The organism is Actinoallomurus liliacearum (genome assembly GCF_039542035.1).
In the GTDB taxonomy this organism is placed as follows: Bacteria; Actinomycetota; Actinomycetes; order Streptosporangiales; family Streptosporangiaceae; genus Actinoallomurus; species Actinoallomurus liliacearum.
In genome coordinates, this window is record NZ_BAABHJ010000001.1 from 281,144 (window position 1) to 305,806 (window position 24,663).

A 24,663-nucleotide genomic window follows, 5' to 3' on the forward strand; every position below is an offset into this window, starting at 1 on the left:
GGCTCTCACCCCTGGGAGGACATCGGATGACCTCGCTCGCGGCGGCGGTGGGCGGCCTGCTGGTGGTGGCCGGTGTCCTGATCGCATGGGTTCGCCGGCGCTACCTGGTCACCACCGTCGACGGCCCCAGCATGGAACCCACCCTCTACGCCGGCGACCGGCTGCTGGTCCGCCGGACCCGGCGCGTGCGCGTGGGCGAGATCGTGGTGGTCCGGATCCGGCCGCCGACGCTGGACGCGCCACCACCGGACCTGGACCTCGTTTCGGAGACTGGGGTCCAGGAGGTACCGGTCGAGCTGACGCACCCGGATGGGCACCTGTTGATCAAACGGGCGATCGCGGTGGCCGGTGACCCCGTGCCGGTGGACCGGGTGCCGTGCCTGCGGGATACCCCGCACTCGACCGTGCCGCCGGGCGCCCTGGTCGTGCTGGGCGACAACGCGGCCACGAGCTGGGACTCCCGCGACTACGGGTTCGTCCACGCCGAGCAGTTCGTCGGCGTGGCGGTCCGCCGGCTCTCCGCGGGGTGACGGCGTCTCCGGACGACGTCGCGATCGCCGACCCGGTGCGGGTGACCGGGTCCCCGGACGGCGTCAGGTGTTGAAGTACTTCGCCTCCGGGTGGTGCACGACAATGGCGTCGGTGGACTGCTCGGGGACGAGCTGGAACTCCTCCGACAGCGTCACGCCGATCCGCTCCGGCCGCAGGAGGTCCACGATCTTGGCGCGGTCCTCCAGGTCCGGGCAGGCGCCGTAGCCGAGGGAGAACCGCGCGCCCCGGTAGCCGAGCTTGAAGAACGCGTCCAGGTCCTCGGGGTCCTCACCGCCGAACCCCAGCTCCGCGCGGACGCGGGTGTGCCAGTATTCGGCGAGCGCCTCCGCGAGCTGTACCGACAGGCCGTGCAGCTCCAGGTAGTCGCGGTAGGAGTTCTTCTCGAACAGCTCCTGTGTGGTCTCGCTGATCTTCGAGCCGACCGTCACGAGCTGGAAGCCGATCACGTCGGTCTCGCCGGACTCGCGGGGCCGGAAGAAGTCGGCGAGACACAGGTGCCGGTCGCGCCGCTGCCGGGGGAAGGTGAACCGGGTGCGCTCGGAGCCGTCGTCGTGGAGCAGGACGACGTCGTCGCCCTCGCTGACGCAGGGGAAGTAGCCGTACACGATGCCGGCCTCGACGAGGCCCTCGGTCTGGATGCGGTCCAGCCACATCCGCAGCCGCGGCCGTCCCTCGGTCTCGACGAGCTCCTCATACGAGGGGCCGTCGCCGCCGCGGGCGGCGCGCAGGCCCCACTGGCCCATGAAGGTGGCCCGTTCGTCCAGGTAGGCGGCGTAGTCGGCCATCGGCACGCCCTTGACCACCCGGTCGCCCCAGAACGGCGGGTCGGGGATCTTGTTGTCGGTGGCCACGTCCGAGCGCTTCGGCATGTCCTCGGGCTCGGTCACCTGGAGCCTCGCGCCGCCGGTGACCCGGCGGCGGCGCAGCGGCGGCAGCGCCGCGCCGGCCTCGCCGCGCTTGACGGCCATGAAGGCGTCCATCAGGCGCAGTCCCTCGAAGGCGTCGCGGGCGTAGCGGACCTCCCCGTCGAACAGTTCGGCGAGGTCCTGCTCGACGTACGCGCGGGTCAGCGCGGCGCCGCCGAGCAGCACGGGCCAGCGGCCGGCCAGCCCGCGTGAGTTGAGCTCCTCGAGGTTCTCCTTCATGATCACGGTCGACTTGACCAGGAGACCGGACATGCCGATCACGTCGGCCCGGTGCTCCCCGGCCGCGTCGAGGATCGCCGACATCGGCTGTTTGATGCCGAGGTTGACCACCTCGTAGCCGTTGTTGGACAGGATGATGTCGACGAGGTTCTTGCCGATGTCGTGGACGTCGCCCTTGACGGTGGCCAGCACGATGCGGCCCTTGCCGCCCTCGTCGCTCTTCTCCATGTACGGCTCGAGGTGGGCGACCGCGGCCTTCATCACCTCGGCGGACTGCAGCACGAACGGCAGCTGCATCTCACCGGAGCCGAACAGCTCACCTACCGTCTTCATGCCGTCGAGCAGCACCTCGTTGACGATCTCCAGAGCGGGGCGCTGCGCCAGCGCCTCGTCCAGGTCGGCGGTCAGGCCGTCGGACTCGCCGTCGATGATGCGGCGCTTGAGGCGTTCCCACAGGGGCAGGGCGGCCAGCTCCGCGGCGCGGTCGGCGCGCATCGCGGCGGCGTCGACGCCCTCGAACAGCTCCAGGAACCGCTGCAGCGGGTCATAGCCGTCCCGGCGCCGGTCGTACACGAGGTCGAGCGCGACCTGGCGCTGCTCGTCGGGGATCCGCGCCATCGGCAGGATCTTGGAGGCGTGCACGATGGCCGAGTCGAGGCCGGCGTTGGCGCACTCGTTGAGGAAGACGGAGTTGAGCACGATCCGGGCGGCCGGGTTGAGCCCGAACGAGACGTTCGACAGGCCCAGGGTGGTCTGGACGTTCGGGTGCCGCCGCTTGATCTCGCGGATCGCCTCGATCGTCTCCACGGCGTCGCGCCGGGACTCCTCCTGACCGGTGCCGATCGTGAAGGTGAGGCAGTCGATGATGATGTCCTCGGCCCGCATGCCCCACTTCGTGGTGAGGTCCTCGATCAGCCGCGTGGCCACCCGTGCCTTCCACTCGGCCGTACGGGCCTGGCCCTCCTCGTCGATGGTCAGGGCGATGACCGCCGCGCCGTGCTCCCTGACGACCGGCATGAGCCGGGCCGTGCGGGACTGCGGGCCGTCGCCGTCCTCGTAGTTCACCGAGTTGATCACGGCGCGGCCGCCGAGCATCTCCAGGCCCGCCTGGATGACCGGCGGCTCCGTGGAGTCCAGCACGATCGGCAGGGTGGAGGCGGTGGCGAACCGGAAGGCCAGCTCCTTCATGTCGGCGACGCCGTCGCGACCGACGTAGTCGACGCACAGGTCGAGCATGTGGGCGCCGTCGCGGGCCTGATCCCGGGCGATCTTCACGCAGTCGTCCCAGCGGGTCTCCAGCATCGCCTCGCGGAACGCCTTCGAGCCGTTGGCGTTGGTGCGCTCGCCGATCGCCAGGTACGAGGTGTCCTGCCGGAACGGCACGTGCTGGTAGAGCGAGGCGGCGCCGGCCTCCGGCCGCGGCCGTCGCGCGGCGAGCTCCCGGCCGCGGACCTTCCGCACGACCCGGCGCAGGTGCTCCGGAGTCGTGCCGCAGCAGCCGCCGACCAGCGACAGGCCGAACTCCCGCGTGAAGGTGTCGTGCGCGTCGGCGAGCTGGTCCGGGGGCAGCGGGTAGAAGGCGCCGTCGGCGGTCAGCTCCGGCAGTCCGGCGTTCGGCATGCACGACAGCGCGGTCGTCGCGTGCCGGGCCAGGTAGCGCAGGTGCTCGCTCATCTCGGCGGGGCCCGTCGCGCAGTTGAGGCCGATGACGTCCAGTTCGAGCGGTTCCAGGGCGGTCAGGGCCGCGCCGATCTCCGAGCCGAGCAGCATCGCGCCGTTCTGCTCGATCGTGACCTGGCCGATGAGGACCGTGTCGGCGCCGGCCCGGGCGATGGCCCGCTTGGCGCCGATGATGGCGGCCTTCGCCTGCAGCAGGTCCTGGCAGGTCTCGATGATGAGCGCGTGCGCGCCGCCCTCGATCAGGCCGGCGGCGTTGCGCTCGTACGCGTCGCGCAGCTCGGCGAACGACACGTGACCCAGGGTCGGCAGCTTGGTGCCCGGTCCCATCGAGCCGAGCACCCAGCGTGGCCGGTCGGGCGTCGACAGCTCCGCGGCGACCTCGCAGGCGATCCGCGCTCCCGCCTCCGACAGCTCCTCGATGCGCTCGGTGATGCCGTACTCGCCGAGGTTGCCGAGGTTGGCGCCGAACGTGTTGGTCTCGACGCAGTCGACCCCGGCGGCGAAGTACTCCGCGTGGACCTGGCGCACGATGTCGGGGCGGGTGACGTTGAGGACCTCGTTACAGCCCTCGTGGCCCTCGAAGTCCTCGAGGGTCGGGCCGGCCGCCTGGAGCATCGTCCCCATGCCGCCGTCGGCCACGACGACACGGTCACGGAGGGCCTGGCGCAAAGTCTCTGGCGTCGCGCTCATGAGCACCAAGCCTATCCGCGGCCGCCGAAGGCCCGCTCGTACGCGCCTCGAGGGACGTGGACGTGATCGACATCTCCGTCCGCGTGCGTTCCGTAACCGTTACCGTCGATACGCGTTGTCCTGAACGGCACCATATGCCGGTCCTGATCGTCCATCGCCAGGCACCTTCTCCGGCCTGGTCTCCTCCAAGGAGGACCCGTGGGTTCGTACAGCACCGTCCTCGTCGGCACCGACGGCTCCACATCCTCGTTCCGGGCGGTCGAGGCCGCGGCGCGGATCGCCGCCGACGCCGGCGCCACGCTCGTCCTCGCCTGCGCCTACCATCCGATGCCCGAACGCCAGCGCCAGCACGCCGCCGACCGTCTCGGCGACCTCGCCTACAAGGTCGAGGGCTCCACGCCCGCCGACGACGCGCTGCGCGCCGCCCGCGACCGGGCCGTCGCCGCCGGGGCCCGTGACATCGACGAGGTCGCCGTCGAGGGCGACGCCGTGGACTCCCTCGTGGAACTCGCCGAGAACCGCCGCGCCGACCTCGTCGTGGTCGGCAACCGCGGACTGAACAGCCTCGCGGGCCGGCTGCTCGGCTCGGTGCCGGCGAACCTGTCCCACCGCTCCCCCTGCGACGTGCTCATCGTCCGCACGACCGACGGCCGGTGACCGGCCGGTTCGGTCCACTGTGATCTCCAGGGGACGCCAGGGGGCGTACAGGACATAGGCTGGAGATGTCGTTTATCGGACGTCGGTTGGGAGGCAGCGCGTGGTCGAGCTCGACGACGTGCCCGAGCTCGTCGACCCGGTGGTGATCGCCGCCTTCGAAGGGTGGAACGACGCCGGAGAAGCGGCGAGCGGCGTGGTACGGCACCTGGAGGACATCTGGGACGCCACCCCGCTGGCCGCACTCGACCCGGACGACTACTACGACTTCCAGGTCACGCGTCCGACCGTCGAGATGGTCGACGGGGAGACCCGGCGCATCAGCTGGCCGACGACACGCCTGTCGGTGGCGAAGATGCCCGGCTCCGACCGTGACGTCGTACTGGTCCATGGCATCGAGCCGAACATGCGCTGGCGGGCGTTCTGCCGTGACCTGGTCGGCATCATGCTCGAGCTGAACGCCCGGACCGTCGTGCTGCTCGGGGCGCTGCTGGCCGACGCCCCGCACACCCGGCCCGTGCCGATCACCGCGGCCTCCTCCGACGCCGCCCTGACCACCCGGCTGCAGCTCGAACCGGCGCGCTACGAGGGACCCACCGGGATCCTCGGCGTGCTGCAGGACGCCTGCGCCAAGGCGGACCTGGAGACGGTGTCGCTGTGGGCCGCGGTGCCGCACTACGTGGCGCAGCCGCCGTCGCCGAAGGCGACCCTGGCGCTGCTGCGCTGGGTGGAGGACGTCCTCGACCTCTCGGTGTCCCTGGGTGAGCTGCCCGAGCAGGCACGCGCCTGGGAGAACGGCGTCAACGAGCTGGCCGAGCAGGACTCCGAGGTCGCGGAGTACGTCCGCGCGCTGGAGGAGCAGAAGGACGCGACGGAGCTCCCGGAGGCGAGCGGCGACGCGATCGCCCGGGAGTTCGAGCGCTACCTGCGCCGCCGCGGCGACGCCCAGTGACACGCTGACGAGGGGAGGCTCCACGCCTCCCCTCGCGTTCGCCTAAAGCTCGACGCCGAGCAGCGCGTCGACGGCGACGCGGGCCAGGCCGGGCGCCGCGCCGTCGGCCTCGCGGTCCTCGTCGGTGACGCCGAGAGCGTGGTCGGCCCACTCGTCGACGGCCCGGAGCGCCGCCGGGGCGTCGAGGTCGTCGGCCAGGTGCCGGCGGATCCGGCCGACGAGATCGCCCGCCGGCGGTCCCGCCGGCAGCAGGACCGCCTCACGCCAGCGGGCCAGGCGCGCCTCGGCCCGGGTGAGGTCGTCCTCCGTCCACTCCCAGTCGGACCGGTAGTGGTGGTCCAGCAGCGCGAGCCGGATGGCCATGGGGTCGGTGCCCGCGGCGCGCAGGCGGGACACGAAGACGAGGTTGCCGCGCGACTTGGACATCTTCTCGCCGTCCAGGCCGACCATGCCGGCGTGGACGTACGCCTTGGCGTGCGGCCGCTCGCCGGTGGCGATCTCGGCGTGCGAGGCGCCCATCTCGTGGTGCGGGAAGACCAGGTCCGAGCCACCGCCCTCGATGTCGAAGGACATGCCGAGGGTGCGTACGGAGATCGCCGCGCACTCGACGTGCCAGCCGGGCCGGCCCCGGCCGAACGGGGAGTCCCACGACGGCTCCCCGGGGCGCTCGGCCTGCCACAGCAGCGCGTCCAGGGGGTCCTTCTTGCCCTTGCGCCCGGGGTCGCCGCCGCGCTCGGCGAACAGCGGGAGCATCTCCTTCGGCGACAGGCCGCTGACCCCGCCGAACGACGGATCGGCGGAGATGGGAAAGTACAGGTCGCCGTCCAGCTCGTACGTCGCGCCCTTGGCCCGGAGCAGTTCGATGAACTCGATGATCAGCGGGATGGACTCGACGGCGCCGGCGTAGTCACGGGGCGGAAGCACGCGCAGGGCGGTCATGTCGTCGCGGAACAGCGAGATCTCCCGTTCGGCCAGCGCCCGCCAGTCCTCTCCGGTCTGGCCGGCGCGCTCCAGCAGCGGGTCGTCGACGTCGGTGGCGTTCTGCACGTAGTACACGTCGTGGCCGGCGTCGCGCCAGACGCGGTTCGCCAGGTCGAACGCCAGGTACGTGGCGGCGTGACCCAGGTGGGTCGCGTCGTAGGGGGTGATGCCGCAGACGTAGATCCGCGCGGTCGGGCCGGGATCGGTGGGGCGTACGGCGCCGACGGACGAGTCGTAGACGCTCAGCCGGACGTCGCCGGGGGCGGGGAGGCCGTGTTCGGCCAGGCTGGGGACCTTGGGGGCGGGCCACGATCGCATACCCAGCAGCCTAACCGGCGTCCGCGGGTCCACGATCAGGCAGGTTCGGTTCGCCGGACGGTCACCCGAATACCGCTCGGGTTCCAAATGTCGGGCGGAGGGTAAAGAGTGCGCCATGTCGCGTGGAATAACTGCTGGTCCGCCAGCGATGTGGAAGTCTGGTCACGCTTGTCCCCCTTCCCTAGTCTGAACCCGCACCGTGTCGAAACACCGCAGGAAGAAGCCTCGTCGCCCGCCGCTGGCGGGCCTTTCCGTGTGGGCGGCGACACTCGCCGCGGCGCTCGGGATCGCGTACGTCACCGTGAACGTCGGCCTGCACCACGGCTCGGCCGCCACGCGCCGGCCGCGGGACGTCGACACCCCCTCCCCGGCGCGGCCGGGGCTCACCCGGATCACGGTCACCGACCCGGTCGACCACAAGGCGTACGGGGTCTACGTGTGGCGTCCCGACGTGCCGGAGACGCGGATGCTGCCGGTGCTGTACTTCCTGCACGGGGTGCCGAGCGACCCGAAGACGCTCATCGACGACGAAGGGCTCGCCAAGCAGGTCGCGGCGTACGTCGCCAAGGGCGGCACGCCGTTCGAACTGGCGGTGCCGGACGGCAACGGCAGCCACCACGACGACACCGAATGGGCGAACGCCGTGGACGGATCCGACCGGATCGAGGACCGGCTGCTCGATGAGGTCATCCCCGCCGTCGAGGGCCGGCACCGGCGTGACGCCGCGCACCGTGCGATCGGCGGCTTCTCCATGGGCGGGTACGGCTCGATGAACCTCGCGCTGCGCCACCCCGACGTGTTCGGCGCGGTGACGTCCATCTCCGGTTACTTCCACGTCGACGACCCGTCGCACATGTTCGGCGACCAGGCCGCCGCCATCACCGCCAACCGACCGGATCAGAACATCCCCGCCGCGCGGCGCGTACGGATCTTCATGTCGGCCGCCGAGGACGAGGACAACGACGTCATCAAGGGCGAGCCGGAGCGGTTCAAGAAGCTGCTCGACGCGGCGGGCGTGCCGGCCGTCTTCGAAGAACGCCCCGGCGGCCACGACTGGGACTACGTGCGCAGCGTCCTGCCGGACGCGTTCGGCTTCCTCGCGCAGGGCTGGACCAAGGCCGGCGCGCCCGGGCCGGTGAGCACGGCGCCCGGCCCCAGCGGTTCGCCGCAGTAGGGTCGCCGTCCGCGGCGTTTCCCGGGCGAGCGCGCACGGCGCGAGAGCGGCGCGGGCGCGAGCACGACACGGCGTGGTGCGGCGCGAGGGCGACGCGAGAGCGGCGCTCGCGGCCGGGCGCTACAGCGGCGGCCAGGGGATGGCGGGCCAGTCCTCCGGCGGGTACGGGTGGATCCGGTGCTTGAGCATGAGCTCGATCCGGCCGTGCACCGCCTCGACCTCCTCCGCGGTCAGCAGCCCGGACAGCCGCCGGGCGAAGCCGTCGCGGGTGAAGGCGCGGCGCATTCGCTGCAGCGCGTCGACGGCCTCGGAGGTGAGCGACTTCCCCCGCCACTGCCACAGCACCGTACGGAGCTTGTACTCGGATGAGAAGCAGACCCCGTGGTCGCAGCCGTACACGTGACCGCTCCGGGTGGGCAGCAGGTGACCGATCTTCCGGTCGGCGTTGTTGACGACGGCGTCGAAGACGGCCATGCGGCGCACGCCCGGGTCGTCACCGCGGGACAGCTCCACCAGGTCGACCTCGGAGTCGTGGTCGATCCACAGCTGCACCATGCCGGGCCCGAACGGCCCGTCGCGGTGCACCGTCGGCGGCACGACGTGCCAGCCCATCTCCTCGGAGACGAGGTAGGCGGCCACCTCGCGCCCCGCCAGGGTGCCGTCGGGGAAGTCCCACAGCGGGCGCTCCCCGGAGACGGGTTTGTAGACGCAGTTGGCGCGCAGGTCGTCGTGCGCGATCGAGCAGTACAGCGTCGCGTTGCTGGCCGCGACGAGTCGCCCTTCGACGGTCATGTCGCCGTGCTGGAGGAGGCGGAGGGCGGCCTCGGTGTCGGCGGGACTCAGTGCGCCGTCCCCGCCGATGCCGTACCTGGAGGGCTGACTCATGTGCTTAGTGTCCAGGGGATCGGGGTCTCAGCCAAGATGGCCGTTCTGGCGAGGACACACGTGACCCTGGGCGTCGAGGGGAAGGCCGCAGAGCGGGCACGGCGGGCGACCCGCGGCGACGATCTTCAAGGCCCGCTGCGCGAACGCCCGCGCCTGGGCCGCGGTGATCCGCACCCGGAGAACGGCGACCGTGGGGTTCTCGCTGCCGATGTCGGCCTCGTCCTCCTCGCTTTCGGTCATCTCCTGGGCCTCGATGACGATGCGCTCGTCCTCGGGGTCCCAGGCGAGGGCCATGGTGCCGACCCGGAACTCCTCTTCGACGGGCTGCTCGAGGGGCTCGTCGTCCTGCAGCTCGACGGGCGCGACGGCGGGGACCACCGCGGCGGCGCCCTGGCGCAACACCTCGTCCAGCAGTTCCTCGAGGCGTTCGGCCAGGAGCGTCACCTGGAATTTCTCCAGGCCCACACTGGTGACGCGGCGGCCGGCCCGTGCCTGGAGGAAGAAGGCGCGCTCGCCCGGCTGGCCGACGGTGCCAGCGACGAACCTGTCGGGCATGTCGTATGCGATGACCGGCATGAGATGACCCTACGCTCCGCCGCCGACCGCCGCGTCACTGTCCCGCCCCGACTTCGCAAGAAGATCGTCGACCCGGCCGCCGACGTCGTTCAGGCGTACGAGGAAGGGTCGCAGTTCGGTGTAGCGGATCACGGTGAGCGCGGCCGGGTCGGCCTGGATGCGCTGGAACTGGTCCAGGTGCAGTCCGACGGCGTCGGCCACGATCGCCTTGATGATGTCGCCGTGGCTGCAGACGACGTAGGTCGCCTCCGGCCCGAGCCGGTCGTTCCACTCCCGGATCGCGGACACGGCCCGGTGCTGCGCCTCCGCGAGGGACTCCCCGCCCGGGAAGCGGGCGGCGCTCGGATGCGCCTGGACGACCTTCCAGAGGTCCTCCTTGGCCAGCTCCTCGAGCGGGCGGCCGGTCCACTCGCCGTACTTGACCTCGCCGAGCCGGTCGTCGGTCTGGACGCCGAGGTCGTCCCGACCGGTCAGGATCGCCTCCGCGGTCTCCTGGCAGCGGTCCAGCGGACTGGAGACGATCGCGTCGAGGGGAACGGGCGCCAGCCGCGCGGCGAGTTCGGCGACCTGCTTCCGGCCGCGTTCGTCCAGGTGCACGCCGGGTGTCCACCCCGCGAGCAACGGTCCGGTCATCTCGGTCAGCCCATGGCGTACCAGCAGAAGTGTGGCCACCCGTGAACTCTAGTGGCACTCGGGGGCGGCGCTTGCCTCGCGTATCCGTGGGTAAGCACTGTTGGACGTTTTGTTAACCGGCGATGCGGAACAATGTCCCGTCATGATCATGGATTGCGCCATCTACCGCAAAGGCGAGCGGGAGACCGTCGACGGCGACCTCAGCGACGCGCTCGACGTCGCCCGTGAGAACGGCGACGCGTTCATGTGGATCGGGCTGCACGAGCCGACCCGGGAGGAGTTCGACCTGGTCGCCGACGAGCTCGGGCTGCACCCGCTGGCGATCGAGGACGCGGTCAAGGCCCATCAGCGTCCCAAGCTCGAACGCTACGACGGCACCCTCTTCGTCGTCGTGAAGACGCTGCGCTACATCGACGAGACGTCCGACATCGAGGTCGGCGAGATCATGCTGTTCGTCGGCGCCGACTTCGTCATCACCGTCCGGCACGGCCAGGGCAGTCCGCTCAAGGAGGTGCGCCGGCGGCTGGAGTGCGACCACCGCCTGATGAGCCATGGGCCGAGCGCCGTCCTCTACACGGTCCTCGACGAGGTCGTCGACCGGTACGAGTCGATCGCGCACGAGGTCGAGACCGACATCATCGAACTGGAGCGCGCGGTCTTCTCGCCCGGGCGCAGCATGGTGACCGAGGACATCTACGACCTCAAGCGGGAGGTGCTGGAGTTCCGCGGCGCCGAGGATCCGCTGATCCCGGTCCTGCAGGACATCGTCAAGGGCCGGGTCGAGGTCGCGCCCGGCACGCTGGAGTACTTCCGCGACGTCCTCGACCACCTGCTGCGCGTGGACGAGCGCGTCGACTCCCACAGCGAACTGCTGACGAACGTGCTGAACGCGCACCTGGCCCAGGTCGGCATGCAGCAGAACGAGGACATGCGCAAGATCTCCGCCTGGGCGGCGATCCTGGCGGTGCCCACCATGGTGACAGGCGTGTACGGGATGAACTTCACGCACATGCCGGAGCTCAAGCAGTGGTGGGGTTATCCCGCGGCGCTCCTGCTGATCCTCGGGATCTGCCTGGGCCTGTACCGCTGGTTCCGCAAGAGCGGCTGGCTGTGACGTGACCCCGGCCGCGACGGAGGTCGCGGCCGGGCGGTGCGGGCGGCGGTTCAGGTCGCGGTGATCGCTCCGGCGGCCAGCAGGCCGATCAGGACGCCGCCGAGCGCCACGCGATAGTAGGTGAACAGCAGCGTCGAGTGCCGGACGAGGAACTTCAGCAGCCACGCGATCGAGGCGTACCCGACGACGAAGGACACCACGGTCGCGACCGCGGTCCCGGCGATCGGCAGCCCGCCCTCGCTCACCTTGCGCAGCTCGAACAGGCCGGACAGGACCACCGCCGGGATGGACAGCAGGAAGGAGTAGCGCGCCGCCGCCTCCCGCGTGTACCCGAGGAAGAGACCACCGGTGATCGTGGAGCCGGACCGCGAGGAGCCGGGGATCAGCGCCAGGCACTGGAAGCCGCCGATGATGAGGCCGTCCCGCATGTTGAGATCGCCGACCTCGAGCTTCTGCCGGCCCGCCCATTCGGCGACCATCAGGACCAGGCCCATGACGATGAGCGAGGCCGCGTTGATCCAGAGGTTCCGCGCGGGTCCCTCGATCAGGTGGTTGAACGCCAGCCCGATGACCGAGACCGGGATCGTGCCGAGCCCGACGTACCATCCCATCCGCGCGTCGAGGTGACCGCGCAGTTCCTTGTTCGTGAGGCTGCGGAACCACGTGCCGATGATGCGGACGATGTCCCGCCAGAAGTACAGCAGGACCGCGAGCATCGTGCCGAGCTGGATGACCGCCGTGAACGCCGCGCCCGGGTCCTTCCAGCCGAGCAGCCGCGGCACGATCAGAAGGTGTGCGGAGCTGGAGATCGGCAGGAACTCGGTGAGGCCCTGCACGATGCCCAGCACGGTCGCTTGCACGAAGTTCACGGGTCCGGAGTCTCCTTGTTCACCCGCCGCCGCGCGGGGAGTCGCTGATGACGATGGCAGCCTAGTGCCGTCGGACCCCGGCCCGACCCACGGGCCGGGCGTGTCCCGACCGGCGGTCGGCGGGCGTCCCGGTCGCGGTCCGCCCAGCCCACCGGCCCGCCGTCGTCGAGGTCCGGCCGGCGGTCGACGCGCCTCCGGCCCACGGCCGGCGTGTGTTCCGGGCCACTGGGCGGGCGTATGCCGGGTCCGCTGACTGCCGATACGCTCCGCAGGCATGGAACAGCGTCACCTGGGCCGGAGCGGCCTGGCCGTTTCCCGCCTCGGTCTCGGCACGATGACGTGGGGCGGGGACACCGAGGTCGAGGACGCCGCCGCCCAGCTCACCGCCTTCGTCGAGGCGGGCGGCACCCTGGTCGACACCGCGGACGTCTACTGCGGCGGGGAGAGCGAGCGGGTTCTGGGCGCCCTCGTCGGCCGGGTCGTCGCGCGTGACGATCTGGTCATCGCCACGAAGGCCGTGCTGACCGCCGACGGTACCCGCGACGCCTCCCGGCGGCACCTGCTGCGCGCCCTCGACGCGTCGCTCGAGCGGCTGGGCACGGACCACGTGGACCTCTGGCAGCTGCACGCCTACGACGCCCAGACGCCTCTGGAGGAGACGCTGTCCGCCCTCGACGACGCCGTCGCCTCCGGCCGGGCGCGCTACACCGGCGTGTCGCACTTCGCCGCGTGGGAGCTCGCCCGCGCCGCGACGTGGCAGAAGGCGTGGCCGGGACGTACCCCGATCGTCTCCACGCAGGTGGAGTACTCCCTGCTGCGCCGGGACATCGAGGACGACGTGCTGCCGGCGTCCGCGGAACTCGGCGTCGGCGTGCTCCCGTGCTCCCCGCTCGGCCGCGGGGTGCTGACCGGCAAGTACCGCACCGGCATCCCCGCCGACTCCCGCGCGGCGACGCCGCACTACGCGGAGTTCGTGCAGCCCTACCTGAGCGAGCGCGGCGCCCAGATCGTCGAGTCGGTGTCGACCGCGGCCGAAGGGCTCGGCGTCTCGCCGCTGGCCGTCGCGCTCAGCTGGGTGCGCGACCGGCCCGGCATCACGGCTCCCGTCGTCGGGGCGCGTACGGCGGGCCAGCTCACCGCGATCCTCAAGGCGGAGGAGGTGACACTGCCCGCCGAGATCCGCGACGCGCTCGACGACGTCTCATCCGATTGACGCGCTCCCCGGCCCAGGCCGGAGCCCGCGCGGCGCATGGGACACTCCTGCGTCCCTTCTCACGTGTATCGCGACGCCGTCTCCGCCGACGCGGCGAACGCCACGGCACTAGAGTGAGCTGGCGATGACTGAGACCTTCTCCGGCCCGCTCTCCGATGTGACCGAGCTGTTCGCGGCCAGCGACGTACCGGCCCGGCTGGCGCCCGAGGCGCTGACCCGCCTCGGCGAGTCCGCCGCCAAGATCCTGCGCGACGACCCGTGGCGCCTGCTGGAGATTCCCGGCGTACGGCCCGAGCAGGCCGACTTCTTCGCCCGCAGACTGCTCGGCGCGGAGGCCGGGCCGCACGATCCGCGGCGCGCGGCGGCGCTGGCCGCGCACCTGCTGCTGCGGGCGGCGGGCGACGGCCACACCGTGACGTCCGCCAAGGCGATCCTGTCCGCGCTCGAGGCCCTGGATCCGGGTGACGCGGTCGAGGTGCTGCGCGCCTCCATCGCCGCCGGGGAGATCGCCGCGGTGATGGACGAGGAGTCCGAGACCGAACTGCTCGGCCTCGCCCGGCTCACCGTCGCCGAGGAGACCGTCGCCGAGGGCCTCGCCCGGCTCACCGCCACCGCCGACCCGCTGCCCGCCGTCGAGGGCGTCCCGGAAGCGGTGTGCGAGAGCGGCGTCAGCGTGCTCGCGGGCGCGCCGGAGGCCGTCGAGGAGGTTCTTGGGCGGCTGCGGGACGCCCCCGGCGTGATCGTCACCGCGCCGACCGACCGGGCCGCGCGGGCACTGGGCGGCGCCCGCTCCCTGCACCTGCTGCTCGAGCCGGGACCCGGTGGTTACTCCCGCGGTGAGGACCGCCCTCTCGAGGCCGACCTGGTGGTGGTGGCCGAGGCGGAGACCCTCGACGTCGAGCGGGCGGCCGCGCTCGTCGAGGCGTGCATGGACGGGACGCACCTGGTGCTGGCCGGCGACCCGGCGGCGCCGTCCCCGTCCGGCGCGGGCCGCGTCCTCGCCGACGTCATCGCGTCCGGGACGGTCCCGGTGGCCGAGCTGCCCGCGACGCCTCGTGACGTCATCGGCCGGCTGACCGCGGCGGCACGAGAGGGCACGCTCGCCCCGGTGGAGTCGCCCGACCGTGAGGTCGTCATCGTCCCGGCCGCGGAGGCCCGTGAGGCGGCCCATCGCACCGTGCAGCTCGTCACGGACTCGATCCCGCGCGCTCTCGGCATCTCCGCCGAGGAGATCCTCGTCGTGACGCCCGTACGGCGCGGGGAGGCCGGCGCGATCGCGCTCAACCGCGCGCTGAAGGACCGCCTCAACCCGGGCGCGGGTCCGTACGACGCCGGGGACCGGGTCGTCGCCGTCGCCGACCTGCCGGCGGCCGCCGCCGGCGAGTTCGGCACGGTCACCGCCGCCCATCCGGACCAGGGCACCCTGGTCGTCGCGTTCCCGGCCGGTGAGACGACGGTGCCGGACTCCGCGGTGCGGCACGGCTGGGCGGTGACCGTCCGCCGGGCCCAGGGCACACGCTGGCCCGCCGTCGTCGCCGTCCTGCCCGGGGAGGCGGGCGGGGCGCTGTCCCGGCCGCTCACGGTGGGCGCCTTCAGCCGGGCACGGCGGCACCTGTCGGTCGTGCACGCCGCCGGCGCGGAGCTGGCCCGCGCGGTCCGCGACCGCGCCGAACCGCCCCGCCGGACCCGCCTCGCCGCGCTGCTGCGCGAGAACCTGGCGGATCTGTAAGTCTGTCGTTTCCGGCGTTTCCGTGTAACGCTCGTCTCGTTGGACCAGTTGTCAGTAACAACGGGAGCGACGCAGGGAGTGACATGGGTCCAAGGCGAGACTGGCGGCGCGTCGGTGCGGTGTCGGCGACGATGTCCGCCGGCGCGGTGGTGTTCTTCGCGATCGGCACCGGTCCGGCGTCGGCGGAGACGAGCACCATGGTCCGTACGGCGGGCGAGTGCAAGCTCGGGCCCCTGCTGTGCAGCATCCTGAACGGCGGGAAGGGCAGCGCCTCGGCTCCGCCGAAGTCGAGCGGCAGCGGATCGTCCAAGCCGACGACGAAGCCGACCAAGCCCAAGCCACAGCCCAAGCCCAAGCCGAAGCCCGCCTCCGGCCGCGCCACGCACTCCGGCTCGGGGGGTTCGGGGGGTTCGGGTTCGGTGAACGCGCCGATCGCCCCGCCGGCTGCCGGTGCGGGCGGCAGCGCCCCCGAGGTCGCCGCGCCGCAGCAGCAGGGCCCCGCCCTGCCCGACATCGTGTCGCGGGATCCGGTCGTGTCCCCGCAGGACTCGCCGGTCGGGCAGGACCAGGCCACCCCGGCCCGCCTCGTGGCCGCCAGCGCTCCTGAGAGCGACCCGGTCCCGCCGCTCCTGGTGGCGACCGCCTCGGGTCTGATCGGCGCCGTTACGGCGCTCAATCTGAGCGTGCTCGGCCGCCGCCTGCGCCGGCCGCGCTGACGGCCGGGTGCGTCCGCAATTTCCGGACCGGCGCGGACCGTCGACCGGTTGGAGCCTAGCCGTCCTCGGCACGATCGACCGCCTCACCATCGTCGCCTGCCGGAGTCGAGCCTGACCGACCGCGGCGCGACGTACCGTTACCGGAATCGACCGGATCCCTGAGAACCCTCCGGCGGTGAGCTGAGCGGCCGGCCCGGTGACGCCGTCCGCCGTGGAGGGGAAGGCCCCGCCCGGCCGTGTCGGACGAGCGGGGCCGTTGTCACACCGCTTGGGGCTCGGAGGGCTTGAGCGTCTCGTCCACCGTCTCCTTGGCGGAGGCGGATCCACGCGGTGAGAGCACCGCGACGAGGAGTCCGAAGAGCATGCCGCCGGCGGCGATGAAGACGGCGGTGCGGCTGCCGTCGGCGATCGAGGAACGCAGCACCGGCCCTGACGACCCCCCGGCGCGGGAGTTGGCGATCGCCACGAGCACGGCGAGGCCGATGGCGTTGCCCAGATTCAGCGTCGTTGAGGCCATGCCGGACGCGACGCCCTGTTCGCGGGGGGCGACTCCGGCGGCCGCGGCGATCCACATGGCGGTCCAGGTGATGCCCTGGCCCACGCCCGAGACGATCAGCCCTGGGAGGATCGCGGCGTAACCGCTGCCGGCATGGAAGCCGAGCGCGAGGACGAGTGTGCCGACCGTGCCGATGCCGAAGCCGGTCAGGAGCGTGGTGCGGATCCCGAGGCGGGTCGCCAGGCGCTCGCCCAGTTGGGTGCCGGCCGCGATCGCGAGAGAGGGCACGAGGAAGGCGAGGCCGGTCTGCAGAGCGCTGAATCGGTGCACGGTCTGCAGCAGCACCGTCAGGAAGTACGGGAGAGTGCCGAACGTCGCCATGTAGATGAACGTGACCGCGACCCCGACGACGAGGCTGCGATTACGGAACAGCCGGAGCGGCATCAGGGGATCGGCGCTCCGCAGTTCCACGATCGCGAAGGCGACCAGCAGCGTCAGCGCCAGAACCGCTGCGACGATGATCTCCGCGGACCACCAGCCGGCCACCGGCCCCTGGACCAGTGCGAAGACGAGCAGGGTGGCACCGCCGGTCACCGTCAGCGCGCCGGGCAGGTCGAATCTGCGATTCTCCTGGCGGCGGCCGTCACGCGGCATGACGGCCAGTGCGCCCAGGGCGACGAGGGCGGCCAAGGGCACGTTGACGAAGAAGACCGCGGGCCAGCCGAAGCTTTGGGTGAGGACTCCGCCGAGCAGCGCGCCGACGGTGAGCCCGCTGGCTCCGGCGCCGCCCCACACGGCGAGCGCGCGGTTCCGCCGGGGCCCTTCCTCGAAGAGCGTATTGATCAGTGACAGGGTGGAGGGCAGCAGGAGCGCCCCGCCGATGCCCTGAACCGCCCGGGCCACGATGATGACGCCCGGGGCGCCCGCCAAACCGCCGGCCAGTGAGGACACGGCGTAGACGGTGAGGGCGAGGACGAAGATCCTTCGACGGCCGAGCAGATCGGCCGCGCGTCCCCCCAGCAGCAGGAACCCTCCGGCGAACACCACATAGGCGCTGACGACCCACTGCTGGGTCTGATCCGAGAAGCCCAGGTCGGCGCCGATCTCCGGCAGCGCCACGAACACGATGTTGAGGTCGAGTGCGAAGATCAGCTGGGCCAGCGCGAGCAGGGCCAGGCTCCAGCCCAGTCGCGCCCGGCCCACCGGGCCCCGGCTCGACCCCACGGATGAATCGGTCATTCGCCCACCGTTCTCTAGGTTCGAATGTACGCATATTTGCGAACAGTACGTAGGTATGTCAACTGACGTATGATTGCGCAAGAGAGGAGGGTTGGATGTTCGTCGGTACGCGTACATACACTCGGTACGTGATCCCTCAGCACCCAGAACGCCACCAGATCCGGTTGGAGAACGTCCTCACGGCCTTGGGGAACCCGCGGCGACTGCAGATCGTCCGTACGCTCGCCGCCGGCGGGGAGCACCCCTGCGGGACGATCCTCGACGGGGTGTCGAAGTCCACGTTGACGCGCCACTGGAAGGTCCTGCGAGACAGCGGGATCATTTGGCAGCGTCCCTACGGCCGCGAGAACCTGCTGTCCCTGCGCCGGGAGGATCTGGACGCGCGCTTCCCCGGCCTGCTCGGCGCCCTACTGACCGCGGCCGAGATCAACGCCGCCGACGCCGACGAAGAGACCTACGGCGGCCATCACTGACCACCCCCTGAGGGGTGTCATCATCCTGGCGGCGATGCGGTGGTCTCACCGAACTCGACCACCTGGGCGGCTCGGCACCCGCCCCTCGGCGCGGGTCGCCGGCGACCTGCCGTCGACCGCCGTCCGAGCCTGTGTTCGATTACAGTGACACCGGAGATGACCGATTCGATCAAGGCCCGTGGTGGCGGCGTCCTGATCGGCGCCCTGGTCATCGACTCGGTCGGCAACGGGCTCTTTCTTCCGTTGTCCCTGGTCTTCTTCACCCGGTTCTCCCACATCCCGCTCGGCCTTCTCGGCGTACTGATCAGCGTCGCCAACGCCGTGACGCTCCCGATCCCCATCTGGGCCGGCTCCCTGGCCGACAGACTGGGCGCCCTGCCTCTGGTCGTCGCGGCCCAGGTCGTGCAGGCGCTCGGCTACCTCGCGTACATTCGGGTGCAGACGCCCGTCGGCGTCCTCCTCGCGGCGAGCCTGGTGGCCGTGGGCGTCCGGTTCTTCTGGTCCTGCGTCTTCACCGCGCTCGCCGACTACGCCGACGCGAGCGCCTCCGGCCGGAGCCCCGACTCATGGTTCGCCTGGGCCAACATGGCCCGCACCGCGGGGCTGGGTGCGGGCGGCCTGGTCACGGGCGCCGTCATCGCCGACGGCCGTCCTGCTATCTATCGCGCGGTCGCCTACGGCGCGGCCGGCTGTTTCGCGGTGGCCGCCACCGCGATCGGCGTCTTCGTCCGCGCGCCACGGCGCCACGACGGCACCGGACGGGCCCGATCCGGGTATGGAACGCTCTTCCGGGACCGCCCGTTCCTCGCCCTGACCGGGATCAACACCGCCCTGGCGATGACGAGCATGATGCTCGGCCTGGCCCTGCCCACCTTCGTGCTCACCGGCCTGCGAGGGCCGTCCTGGCTCGCGTCCGCGCTCTTCGTGGGCAACACCGTCCTGGTGTCGGTGCTGGCCGCACCCGTCATCGAACGGCTCGCCGGGTACCGGCGCACCCGGGTGCTGATGGCCTCGACCGCCCTGTGGGCCACGTGGTGCTTCGTGTTGTCCGGTCTCGTCCCCGGTCGGCCGGCCGTGACGATCCCCGTGCTGGCCGGCGCGACGGTGCTGTTCACCCTGGCCGAGGTGATGCACGCACCGGTCTCGATGGCACTGGCGGCCGCGATCTCCCCCGTCGAGCTCAGGGGCCGCTACATGGCCGCCTTCCAGTACTCGTTCACCCTCGCCGGGATCATCGCGCCCGCGTTCTTCACCCGGCTGTTCAGTGTCCACCGCGCCCTGCCGTGGGTCGCCCTCGGCGCGATCGACTGCCTCGCCCTCGTCGCCGTACGCCTGCTGGAACCGAGCCTGACGACCGCGACGCGGCGTGCCGCCACCGACGCCGATCGGACCCGCGAAGAACCCCGCACGGTGAGCTGAGCAGAGGAGTCGGCGATGCGATACCGGCCACCGTCACCTACGCGGGGCGGATCAGGCCCAGCTGACGCCGCTCGGCTTCTCGCCCACGCCGTTCACCTCTCGCCCTCTCAGTCGATGTTCAGCCCACTGTCGCGTGAGCGCCGCGCGCTCTGCGACCCATTCTGCTTGGTTGTGCTCACATCGCACGCGCCAGCACTGTGCGAGCGCCATGGAGAACGCATCGATCGCGGCTGAATCGGCCCGGTTCCATGCCGGGAACCGTTCGGCCCATGCCGCCGCCCGGGAAGGGCTATGACCGGCCTTGATCAGCCACGGAATCATCAAGCCCAACTCGACCCAGGCCGCACCTCGTGCGACGAACGCCCAGTCCACGAGATAGACACGTTCGTCCGGGGTGATCAGCAGGTTGTCCGCGTTGATGTCAGTGTGCAGCAGCACATCACCGGCCGCACCGGACACGTCGACATCCGCCAAAGTCCAACGGCGTTCCACGCGACCCTTGACCGCTTCAGGAGTGACCGTCTCCTGAAGCGTACGAATCACCCGATCGAGTGCGGCCAGATCTGGAGAGCCGGGCGAGTAATCGGCATGTCGGCCGGCTACATGTTCGAATCCGAGGGCGAGCCACCCTCCGGCCTCCGCACGCCACAGAAGCCGGGGGGCGAGCTCGGCCACGTACGGATTGATCGCCGCTTCCCAGCGCAGCGCCCGGACCTCGGGACCGTCGACGTCCGTCGACACCTTCCGCGCGGCCTTGACGAATACACGTCCGTCCGGGGTGTACAACGTGGACGCGAAGTCCGCGTGGTTTCCCCGTGTAGCCGGTTGGAGGGCGCGAATCCGACCGGCGCGGTCCTTTATCGCTGCCTGGAGTTGTCCAGGCAGCTCGGTCCAGGCGGTGCGCATGGGACTCCTAATCTAGGAAAGCGGGGGAAGGATGGGCGGTGCGCAGCAGGGCGGGCAGCAACTCGTCGCGGTGGACCAGAACTCGGGGTCTACGCGGTAGCCGGTGGCGTACAGCGCCGGGAGAGTGTGTTCCAGCGCGTGGCCGGACCGCATCTCCGCGGTCAGCACCGGCCGGTGGTGGATGTACTCGCCCGCGATCTCCCGGCAGAACGGCACGTAGTCCTCGGTGTGCTCGATGAAGGCGTGCCAGGCCGGGTCGACCGTGACGTCCGGGACGACCCGGTAGCCCGTGCCGTCCGGCAGCAGCATGGCCTTGGATTTGGCCTTGCGGGTGTCGGCATACGCCTTGAGGAAGACGAGGGCCTGGCCGAACATCCGCTCGGCGTAGACCTTCGTCACCTCCATCTTCTTGGCGAGGTGCGTGGTGACCTTCTCGAAGACCTCGGGCGAGACGAGGTCGCGTGGGTCCTTCGGATCGACCTGGGCCTGGTGCAGAGGATGTTCCGTCGTGATCGTCACGACCGGCTCCTTCCGGTTGATGATGCTGCTACGGACGTGAAGCTGTTTACCGACCTGCGCCCTTCACCGTCGCGCCTATATTGGTGACCACGGTGCTGATGCGGGTCGTCTCCGAAGACATCAGCGTGGTGGAGATCATGCGACCAGCGTCGTTTCTACTTGGCTTTCATCCGGCTTCAGGAGATAGCCCGACACCGGGAAATTCGCGAATATGCCGAAGTCCTGGCGTCTGGCGAGCCGGTCCTCGTAGTAGGCCATCCGCTTCTCCAGTTCGGCCGCCGAATCGGCTTCGAGTCGCACAAAGAACGTCCTACTCGCCAGCCGGTCCGTGAGCGCCCACCAAGGCCTCAACTCCTGGCCTTCGTAGCCATATCCGTGACAGACGCCGTAGCCGACGATCCAACCGGGGTGACGCCCTTCGATCCGCGCGGTCATCCTGTCGGCGTCCGCCTTGCCGATCCCCGTCACTCGGCGCATGGCACCGCCCTCGCGATCTTGCCGCGGTCGTCGCACCGCCATTCGAACGACTCGCACAGCGCCTCGACCATGGCGAGACCTCTGCCGACGGTGTCCTCGACGCCCGCGTGACGCGGCTCAGGGATCTCATCGGACGGATCCCATACTTCAAGACAGATCTTCCCGGCCTCACGGGATACCGCGACCCGAAGTTTGGTGACGTTCGCTACGTGGAGAATGACGTTGTTGGTCAGCTCGGCGACGACGGAGATCGCGTTATCGATCAGCGGCTCGTCACATTTCCAGTCTGTGAGTACGTCTCGAACGAAGCGCCGGATGCGCTTCACCGATCGGCGGTCCGCCGTCGAGTGTATAACGCATCTTTGATCGGGGTCGCCGCGTAGCACCGGCACGGCCAGCTCCCCTCTGTGTCGTGGTTATCCCGTTCCTGTTCTCAGTTGCTTCTTTCTCACCATGGCAGGACGGCGTTATGCTGGCCACCCGCTTTTCGTCACAAGGCGGCGCACCCCGACTAGCGACAAACACCTCGTCAACATAAGGGGCATAAATGGGAAGACCAGCAAAGCAGCTCAGACCGGGCGATTCCCCCACCGCCTACTTCGGATATGAGCTACGAAGGCACCGCGAGCACGAAAAACTCACCCAGGACCAACTGGCCGCCGAACTCCGCTGGACCAGACCCATCGTGAGCATGTTCGAACTCGCCGAACGCATCCCCAGGCGCCATCACGCGGAAGCCCTCGACGCCTACTTCCGCACCGACCGCTTCGGTCACCTGTACGAGCTGATCAAGAAAGAGGCCGTCCCCAGCTTCTTCCGGGGATACGTCGAGAAGGAACGAACCGCCGACCAGGCAAGAACGCACGCGCCTCTGCTCATCCCCGGCCTTCTCCAGACCGAGGGCTACGCCACGGCCGTCCTCCGGGCCGGGCGAAGTCCTGACGAGCTGGAGCACTCCGTGGCGGCCCGCCTGGAGCGTCAGCGGATCCTCTTCCGCGAGGACCCCGCGCCCGCCCGGCTATGGGCGCTGATCGATGAAGCGGCGCTTCGCCGCCAGGTCGGCGGACCAGACGTCATGGCCGCCCAGCTCGAGCATCTCCTCGAAATCAGCGACCGCTACAACATCACACTTCAGGTCGTCCCCGAGTCCGCGCAGACGTACGCCGGACTGGAAGGGGCGTTCACCATCCTCAGCTTCCACGACGGCGCGGACATCGCCTACGTCGATGCCGTGCGCGGCGGCTATCTGATCGATCAGCAGGCGCGTGTCCGGGAGATCACGTTAACGTGGGATCTCGTCCGGACGTCGGCGCTGCCGGGCGAGGACAGCCTGAACAAGGTGAAGGAGTACCTGTGAATCTCAAGCAGCAGCCGTGGAGGAAGAGCAGTCGCAGCGGCAACTCCGGCGGCGAGTGCGTCGAGGTCACTGTCCTGGAGGACACTCGGTCCACCTGACACCGGACCTACGAAAGCCCCTCTACTCACGCCCGGTTCCTGAGAGAGCCGGACCATCCGGGCGGTTCGGCACCCGCCACCTCGGCGAGGCCACCGACGCCAACCCGCCACCGGCCACCGCGCGCCCCGCCGAGCAGGCGGGGCGCCAGGCCATTCTCGAACTTCAGCCGCCGACGGCGTGCACGCCGCCGTCGACGTGGACGATCTCGCCCGTCGTCGCGGGGAACCAGTCGGACAGCAACGCGACGCAGGCCTTGGCGGTCGGCTCCGGGTCCGCGACGTCCCAGCCCAGCGGGGCCTTGTCCGGCCAGACGTTCGTGAACTCCTCGAAGCCCGGGATGCTCTTGGCCGCCATGGTCTTGAGCGGTCCGGCGGCGACGAGGTTGACGCGCACGCCGTCCGGGCCGAGGTACTTGGCGAGGTAGCGGGCGGTCGACTCCAGGCCGGCCTTCGCCACGCCCATCCAGTCGTACACCGGCCAGGCCTGGGTGGCGTCGAAGTCCAGGCCGACGACCGAGCCGCCGTTCTTCATCAGCGGCAGGCAGGCGGCCGTCAGGGACTTGAGGGAGTACGTCGAGATCTGCACGGCGGTGGCGACGTCGTCCCACGGGGTGTTCATGAAGTTGCCGCCCATGGCGGTCTGCGGCGCGAACCCGATGGAGTGCACGATCCCGTCGAGCCCGTCGACGTGTTCGGCGACCTTCCCGGCGAGGCCGTCGAGGTGCTCGGCGTCGGTGACGTCCAGCTCGATGACCGGCGCGGCCTCCGGGAGCCGCTTGGCGATGCGCTCGACGAGCGACATGCGACCGTACCCGGTGAGGACGACCTCGGCGCCCTCCAGCTGGGCGAGCCGCGCCACGTGGAAGCCGATGGAGGCGTCGGTGAGGACGCCGGTGACGAGGATCCGCTTACCGTCGAGAATGCCCATTCAGTGTCCCATTTCCAGATGTCGGCCGCCGGTCGCCCGCGGCCCGGTGCTCGTTTCGGGGATACGCCGGGTCAGTGACCCATGCCGAGGCCGCCGTCGACGGGGATCACGGCGCCGGTGATGTAGGCGGCGTCCTCCCCGGAGAGGAAGCGGACGGCCTTGGCGATCTCGGCCGGCTGGGCGACGCGGCCCAGCGGGATCTGCTTCTTGATCTCGGTCTGGCGGTCCTCCCCCAGCGCGGCGGTCATGTCGGTGTCCACGAAGCCGGGCGCCACGACGTTCACCGTGATGTTGCGCGAACCGAGCTCGCGGGCCAGCGACCGGGCGAAGCCGACGAGGCCGGCCTTGGAGGCGGCGTAGTTGGCCTGGCCGCCGGAGCCGAGCAGCCCGACGACGGAGGACACGAGGATGATCCGGCCGTTGCGCTTGCGCATCATGCCGCGGACGGCGCGCTTGGCGACGCGATAGGCGCCGGTGAGGTTGGTGTCGAGGACGGAGGTGAACTCGTCCTCGCTCATCAGCGCCAGCAGGTTGTCCCTGGTGATGCCGGCGTTGGCGACGAGCACCTGGACCGGGCCCTGCTCGGCCTCGACCTTCCCGAACGCGGCGTCGACGTCCTCCGCGCTGGTGATGTCACAGCGCACTCCGAACAGGCCCTCCGGGGGCTCTCCGGAGCGGTAGGTCACGGCGACGGCGTCCCCGGCGTCCTTCAGCTCGTGGGCGATGGCCAGCCCGATTCCCCGGTTGCCTCCGGTGACCAGGACGGAGCGACTCATTCGACAAACCTCCAGTTCGATCGTGGCGAGCCTATTGCCCTACCGATAGGTAACACGAGCACGGCACCGCCAAGGAGGACCGGCCGGTCTTTGT

The 24,663-nt window shown here is 70.7% G+C and carries 25 protein-coding genes; 12 read left to right on the top strand and 13 right to left on the bottom strand.

Annotated features, from left to right (window positions below; all coding sequences use genetic code 11):
* The first annotated feature begins 26 nt into the window (after positions 1–26).
* Positions 27–530, top strand: coding sequence for a S26 family signal peptidase (locus ABD978_RS01315; protein ID WP_345346804.1), 504 nt, complete (start codon positions 27–29; stop codon positions 528–530).
* A 63-nt stretch (positions 531–593) separates the two neighbouring features.
* On the opposite strand, the gene metH is transcribed toward ABD978_RS01315, so the two are convergent.
* Entirely contained in the window at positions 594–4,067 is a 3,474-nt protein-coding gene (gene metH / locus ABD978_RS01320; RefSeq protein WP_345346807.1) for a methionine synthase, read from the bottom strand.
* A gap of 198 nt (positions 4,068–4,265) precedes the next feature.
* Between metH and ABD978_RS01325 the strand changes: the two genes are divergently transcribed.
* On the top strand, positions 4,266–4,724 hold the full coding sequence (locus tag ABD978_RS01325) for a universal stress protein (RefSeq protein ID WP_345346810.1): 459 nt from the start codon (positions 4,266–4,268) through the stop codon (positions 4,722–4,724).
* A 100-nt stretch (positions 4,725–4,824) separates the two neighbouring features.
* Entirely contained in the window at positions 4,825–5,673 is an 849-nt protein-coding gene (locus ABD978_RS01330) for a PAC2 family protein (RefSeq protein ID WP_345346813.1), read from the top strand.
* Positions 5,674–5,715: 42 nt separating this feature from the next.
* On the opposite strand, the gene mshC is transcribed toward ABD978_RS01330, so the two are convergent.
* Positions 5,716–6,978: a cysteine--1-D-myo-inosityl 2-amino-2-deoxy-alpha-D-glucopyranoside ligase gene (gene mshC, locus ABD978_RS01335; protein WP_345347437.1), complete on the bottom strand. Its 1,263-nt coding sequence runs from the start codon at positions 6,976–6,978 to the stop codon at positions 5,716–5,718.
* Positions 6,979–7,225: 247 nt separating this feature from the next.
* Here mshC and ABD978_RS01340 point away from each other — a divergent pair, with 247 nt between their 5' ends.
* A complete protein-coding gene (locus tag ABD978_RS01340; RefSeq protein WP_345346816.1) occupies positions 7,226–8,146 on the top strand; it encodes an alpha/beta hydrolase in 921 nt (306 codons plus the stop codon).
* Positions 8,147–8,266: 120 nt separating this feature from the next.
* Here the strand turns inward: ABD978_RS01340 and ABD978_RS01345 are convergent, their stop codons facing one another.
* Genes ABD978_RS01345 through ABD978_RS01355 form a run of 3 tightly spaced genes read right to left on the bottom strand, consistent with a single transcriptional unit; the run spans position 8,267 to position 10,279 of the window.
* Positions 8,267–9,031: an SCO1664 family protein gene (locus ABD978_RS01345; RefSeq protein ID WP_345346819.1), complete on the bottom strand. Its 765-nt coding sequence runs from the start codon at positions 9,029–9,031 to the stop codon at positions 8,267–8,269.
* Positions 9,032–9,058: 27 nt separating this feature from the next.
* The gene (locus ABD978_RS01350; protein ID WP_345346822.1) at positions 9,059–9,607 is read right to left on the bottom strand and encodes a DUF3090 domain-containing protein; all 549 of its coding nucleotides are present in this window, start codon (positions 9,605–9,607) and stop codon (positions 9,059–9,061) included.
* A gap of 9 nt (positions 9,608–9,616) precedes the next feature.
* Complete coding sequence (locus tag ABD978_RS01355) at positions 9,617–10,279, bottom strand: histidine phosphatase family protein (RefSeq protein WP_345346825.1); 663 nt, start codon at positions 10,277–10,279, stop codon at positions 9,617–9,619.
* A 103-nt stretch (positions 10,280–10,382) separates the two neighbouring features.
* On the opposite strand from ABD978_RS01355, the gene corA reads away from it, so the two are divergent.
* Positions 10,383–11,354 carry a magnesium/cobalt transporter CorA gene (gene corA, locus ABD978_RS01360; RefSeq protein ID WP_345346828.1) on the top strand — a complete coding sequence of 324 codons (972 nt, stop codon included), beginning with the start codon at positions 10,383–10,385 and terminating at the stop codon, positions 11,352–11,354.
* A 50-nt stretch (positions 11,355–11,404) separates the two neighbouring features.
* Here corA and ABD978_RS01365 read toward each other — a convergent pair whose 3' ends face one another.
* On the bottom strand, positions 11,405–12,223 hold the full coding sequence (locus ABD978_RS01365) for an undecaprenyl-diphosphate phosphatase (RefSeq protein WP_345346831.1): 819 nt from the start codon (positions 12,221–12,223) through the stop codon (positions 11,405–11,407).
* 274 nt (positions 12,224–12,497) lie between these two features.
* Between ABD978_RS01365 and ABD978_RS01370 the strand changes: the two genes are divergently transcribed.
* The 3 genes from ABD978_RS01370 (at position 12,498) to ABD978_RS01380 (ending at position 15,881) form a co-directional block, all read left to right on the top strand.
* Positions 12,498–13,436: an aldo/keto reductase gene (locus ABD978_RS01370; RefSeq protein WP_345346834.1), complete on the top strand. Its 939-nt coding sequence runs from the start codon at positions 12,498–12,500 to the stop codon at positions 13,434–13,436.
* 124 nt (positions 13,437–13,560) lie between these two features.
* Complete coding sequence (locus ABD978_RS01375; RefSeq protein ID WP_345346837.1) at positions 13,561–15,165, top strand: helix-hairpin-helix domain-containing protein; 1,605 nt, start codon at positions 13,561–13,563, stop codon at positions 15,163–15,165.
* Positions 15,166–15,248: 83 nt separating this feature from the next.
* Positions 15,249–15,881 carry a hypothetical protein gene (locus ABD978_RS01380; RefSeq protein WP_345346840.1) on the top strand — a complete coding sequence of 211 codons (633 nt, stop codon included), beginning with the start codon at positions 15,249–15,251 and terminating at the stop codon, positions 15,879–15,881.
* Between the two features lie 259 nt (positions 15,882–16,140).
* Here ABD978_RS01380 and ABD978_RS01385 read toward each other — a convergent pair whose 3' ends face one another.
* On the bottom strand, positions 16,141–17,616 hold the full coding sequence (locus ABD978_RS01385; protein ID WP_345346843.1) for an MFS transporter: 1,476 nt from the start codon (positions 17,614–17,616) through the stop codon (positions 16,141–16,143).
* Between the two features lie 128 nt (positions 17,617–17,744).
* Between ABD978_RS01385 and ABD978_RS01390 the strand changes: the two genes are divergently transcribed.
* The gene (locus tag ABD978_RS01390) at positions 17,745–18,089 is read left to right on the top strand and encodes an ArsR/SmtB family transcription factor (protein ID WP_345346846.1); all 345 of its coding nucleotides are present in this window, start codon (positions 17,745–17,747) and stop codon (positions 18,087–18,089) included.
* Positions 18,090–18,245: 156 nt separating this feature from the next.
* On the top strand, positions 18,246–19,508 hold the full coding sequence (locus tag ABD978_RS01395) for an MFS transporter (RefSeq protein ID WP_345346849.1): 1,263 nt from the start codon (positions 18,246–18,248) through the stop codon (positions 19,506–19,508).
* A gap of 51 nt (positions 19,509–19,559) precedes the next feature.
* On the opposite strand, the gene ABD978_RS01400 is transcribed toward ABD978_RS01395, so the two are convergent.
* The 4 genes from ABD978_RS01400 to ABD978_RS01415 all read right to left on the bottom strand — a co-directional run bounded on the left by ABD978_RS01400 (position 19,560) and on the right by ABD978_RS01415 (position 21,802).
* Entirely contained in the window at positions 19,560–20,414 is an 855-nt protein-coding gene (locus ABD978_RS01400) for a phosphotransferase (protein WP_345346852.1), read from the bottom strand.
* A 12-nt stretch (positions 20,415–20,426) separates the two neighbouring features.
* Positions 20,427–20,933 carry a glycine-rich domain-containing protein gene (locus tag ABD978_RS01405; protein ID WP_345346855.1) on the bottom strand — a complete coding sequence of 169 codons (507 nt, stop codon included), beginning with the start codon at positions 20,931–20,933 and terminating at the stop codon, positions 20,427–20,429.
* Between the two features lie 135 nt (positions 20,934–21,068).
* Positions 21,069–21,401 (bottom strand): hypothetical protein, encoded by a 333-nt coding sequence (locus tag ABD978_RS01410; RefSeq protein ID WP_345346858.1) that lies wholly within the window; start codon positions 21,399–21,401, stop codon positions 21,069–21,071.
* Positions 21,398–21,802: an ATP-binding protein gene (locus tag ABD978_RS01415; RefSeq protein ID WP_345346861.1), complete on the bottom strand. Its 405-nt coding sequence runs from the start codon at positions 21,800–21,802 to the stop codon at positions 21,398–21,400. Before ABD978_RS01415 ends, ABD978_RS01410 begins: the two co-directional genes overlap by 4 nt.
* A gap of 155 nt (positions 21,803–21,957) precedes the next feature.
* On the opposite strand from ABD978_RS01415, the gene ABD978_RS01420 reads away from it, so the two are divergent.
* Together ABD978_RS01420 and ABD978_RS01425 are read left to right on the top strand one after the other, a co-directional pair.
* Positions 21,958–22,767, top strand: a complete 810-nt coding sequence (locus ABD978_RS01420; RefSeq protein WP_345346864.1) for a helix-turn-helix domain-containing protein — start codon at positions 21,958–21,960, stop codon at positions 22,765–22,767.
* On the top strand, positions 22,764–22,865 hold the full coding sequence (locus tag ABD978_RS01425; RefSeq protein ID WP_345346867.1) for a DUF397 domain-containing protein: 102 nt from the start codon (positions 22,764–22,766) through the stop codon (positions 22,863–22,865). Before ABD978_RS01420 ends, ABD978_RS01425 begins: the two co-directional genes overlap by 4 nt.
* 163 nt (positions 22,866–23,028) lie before the next feature.
* On the opposite strand, the gene fabI is transcribed toward ABD978_RS01425, so the two are convergent.
* Together fabI and ABD978_RS01435 are read right to left on the bottom strand one after the other, a co-directional pair.
* Positions 23,029–23,793: an enoyl-ACP reductase FabI gene (fabI, locus tag ABD978_RS01430; protein ID WP_345346870.1), complete on the bottom strand. Its 765-nt coding sequence runs from the start codon at positions 23,791–23,793 to the stop codon at positions 23,029–23,031.
* Between the two features lie 71 nt (positions 23,794–23,864).
* Positions 23,865–24,569: a beta-ketoacyl-ACP reductase gene (locus tag ABD978_RS01435; protein ID WP_345346873.1), complete on the bottom strand. Its 705-nt coding sequence runs from the start codon at positions 24,567–24,569 to the stop codon at positions 23,865–23,867.
* Positions 24,570–24,663: the final 94 nt, after the last annotated feature.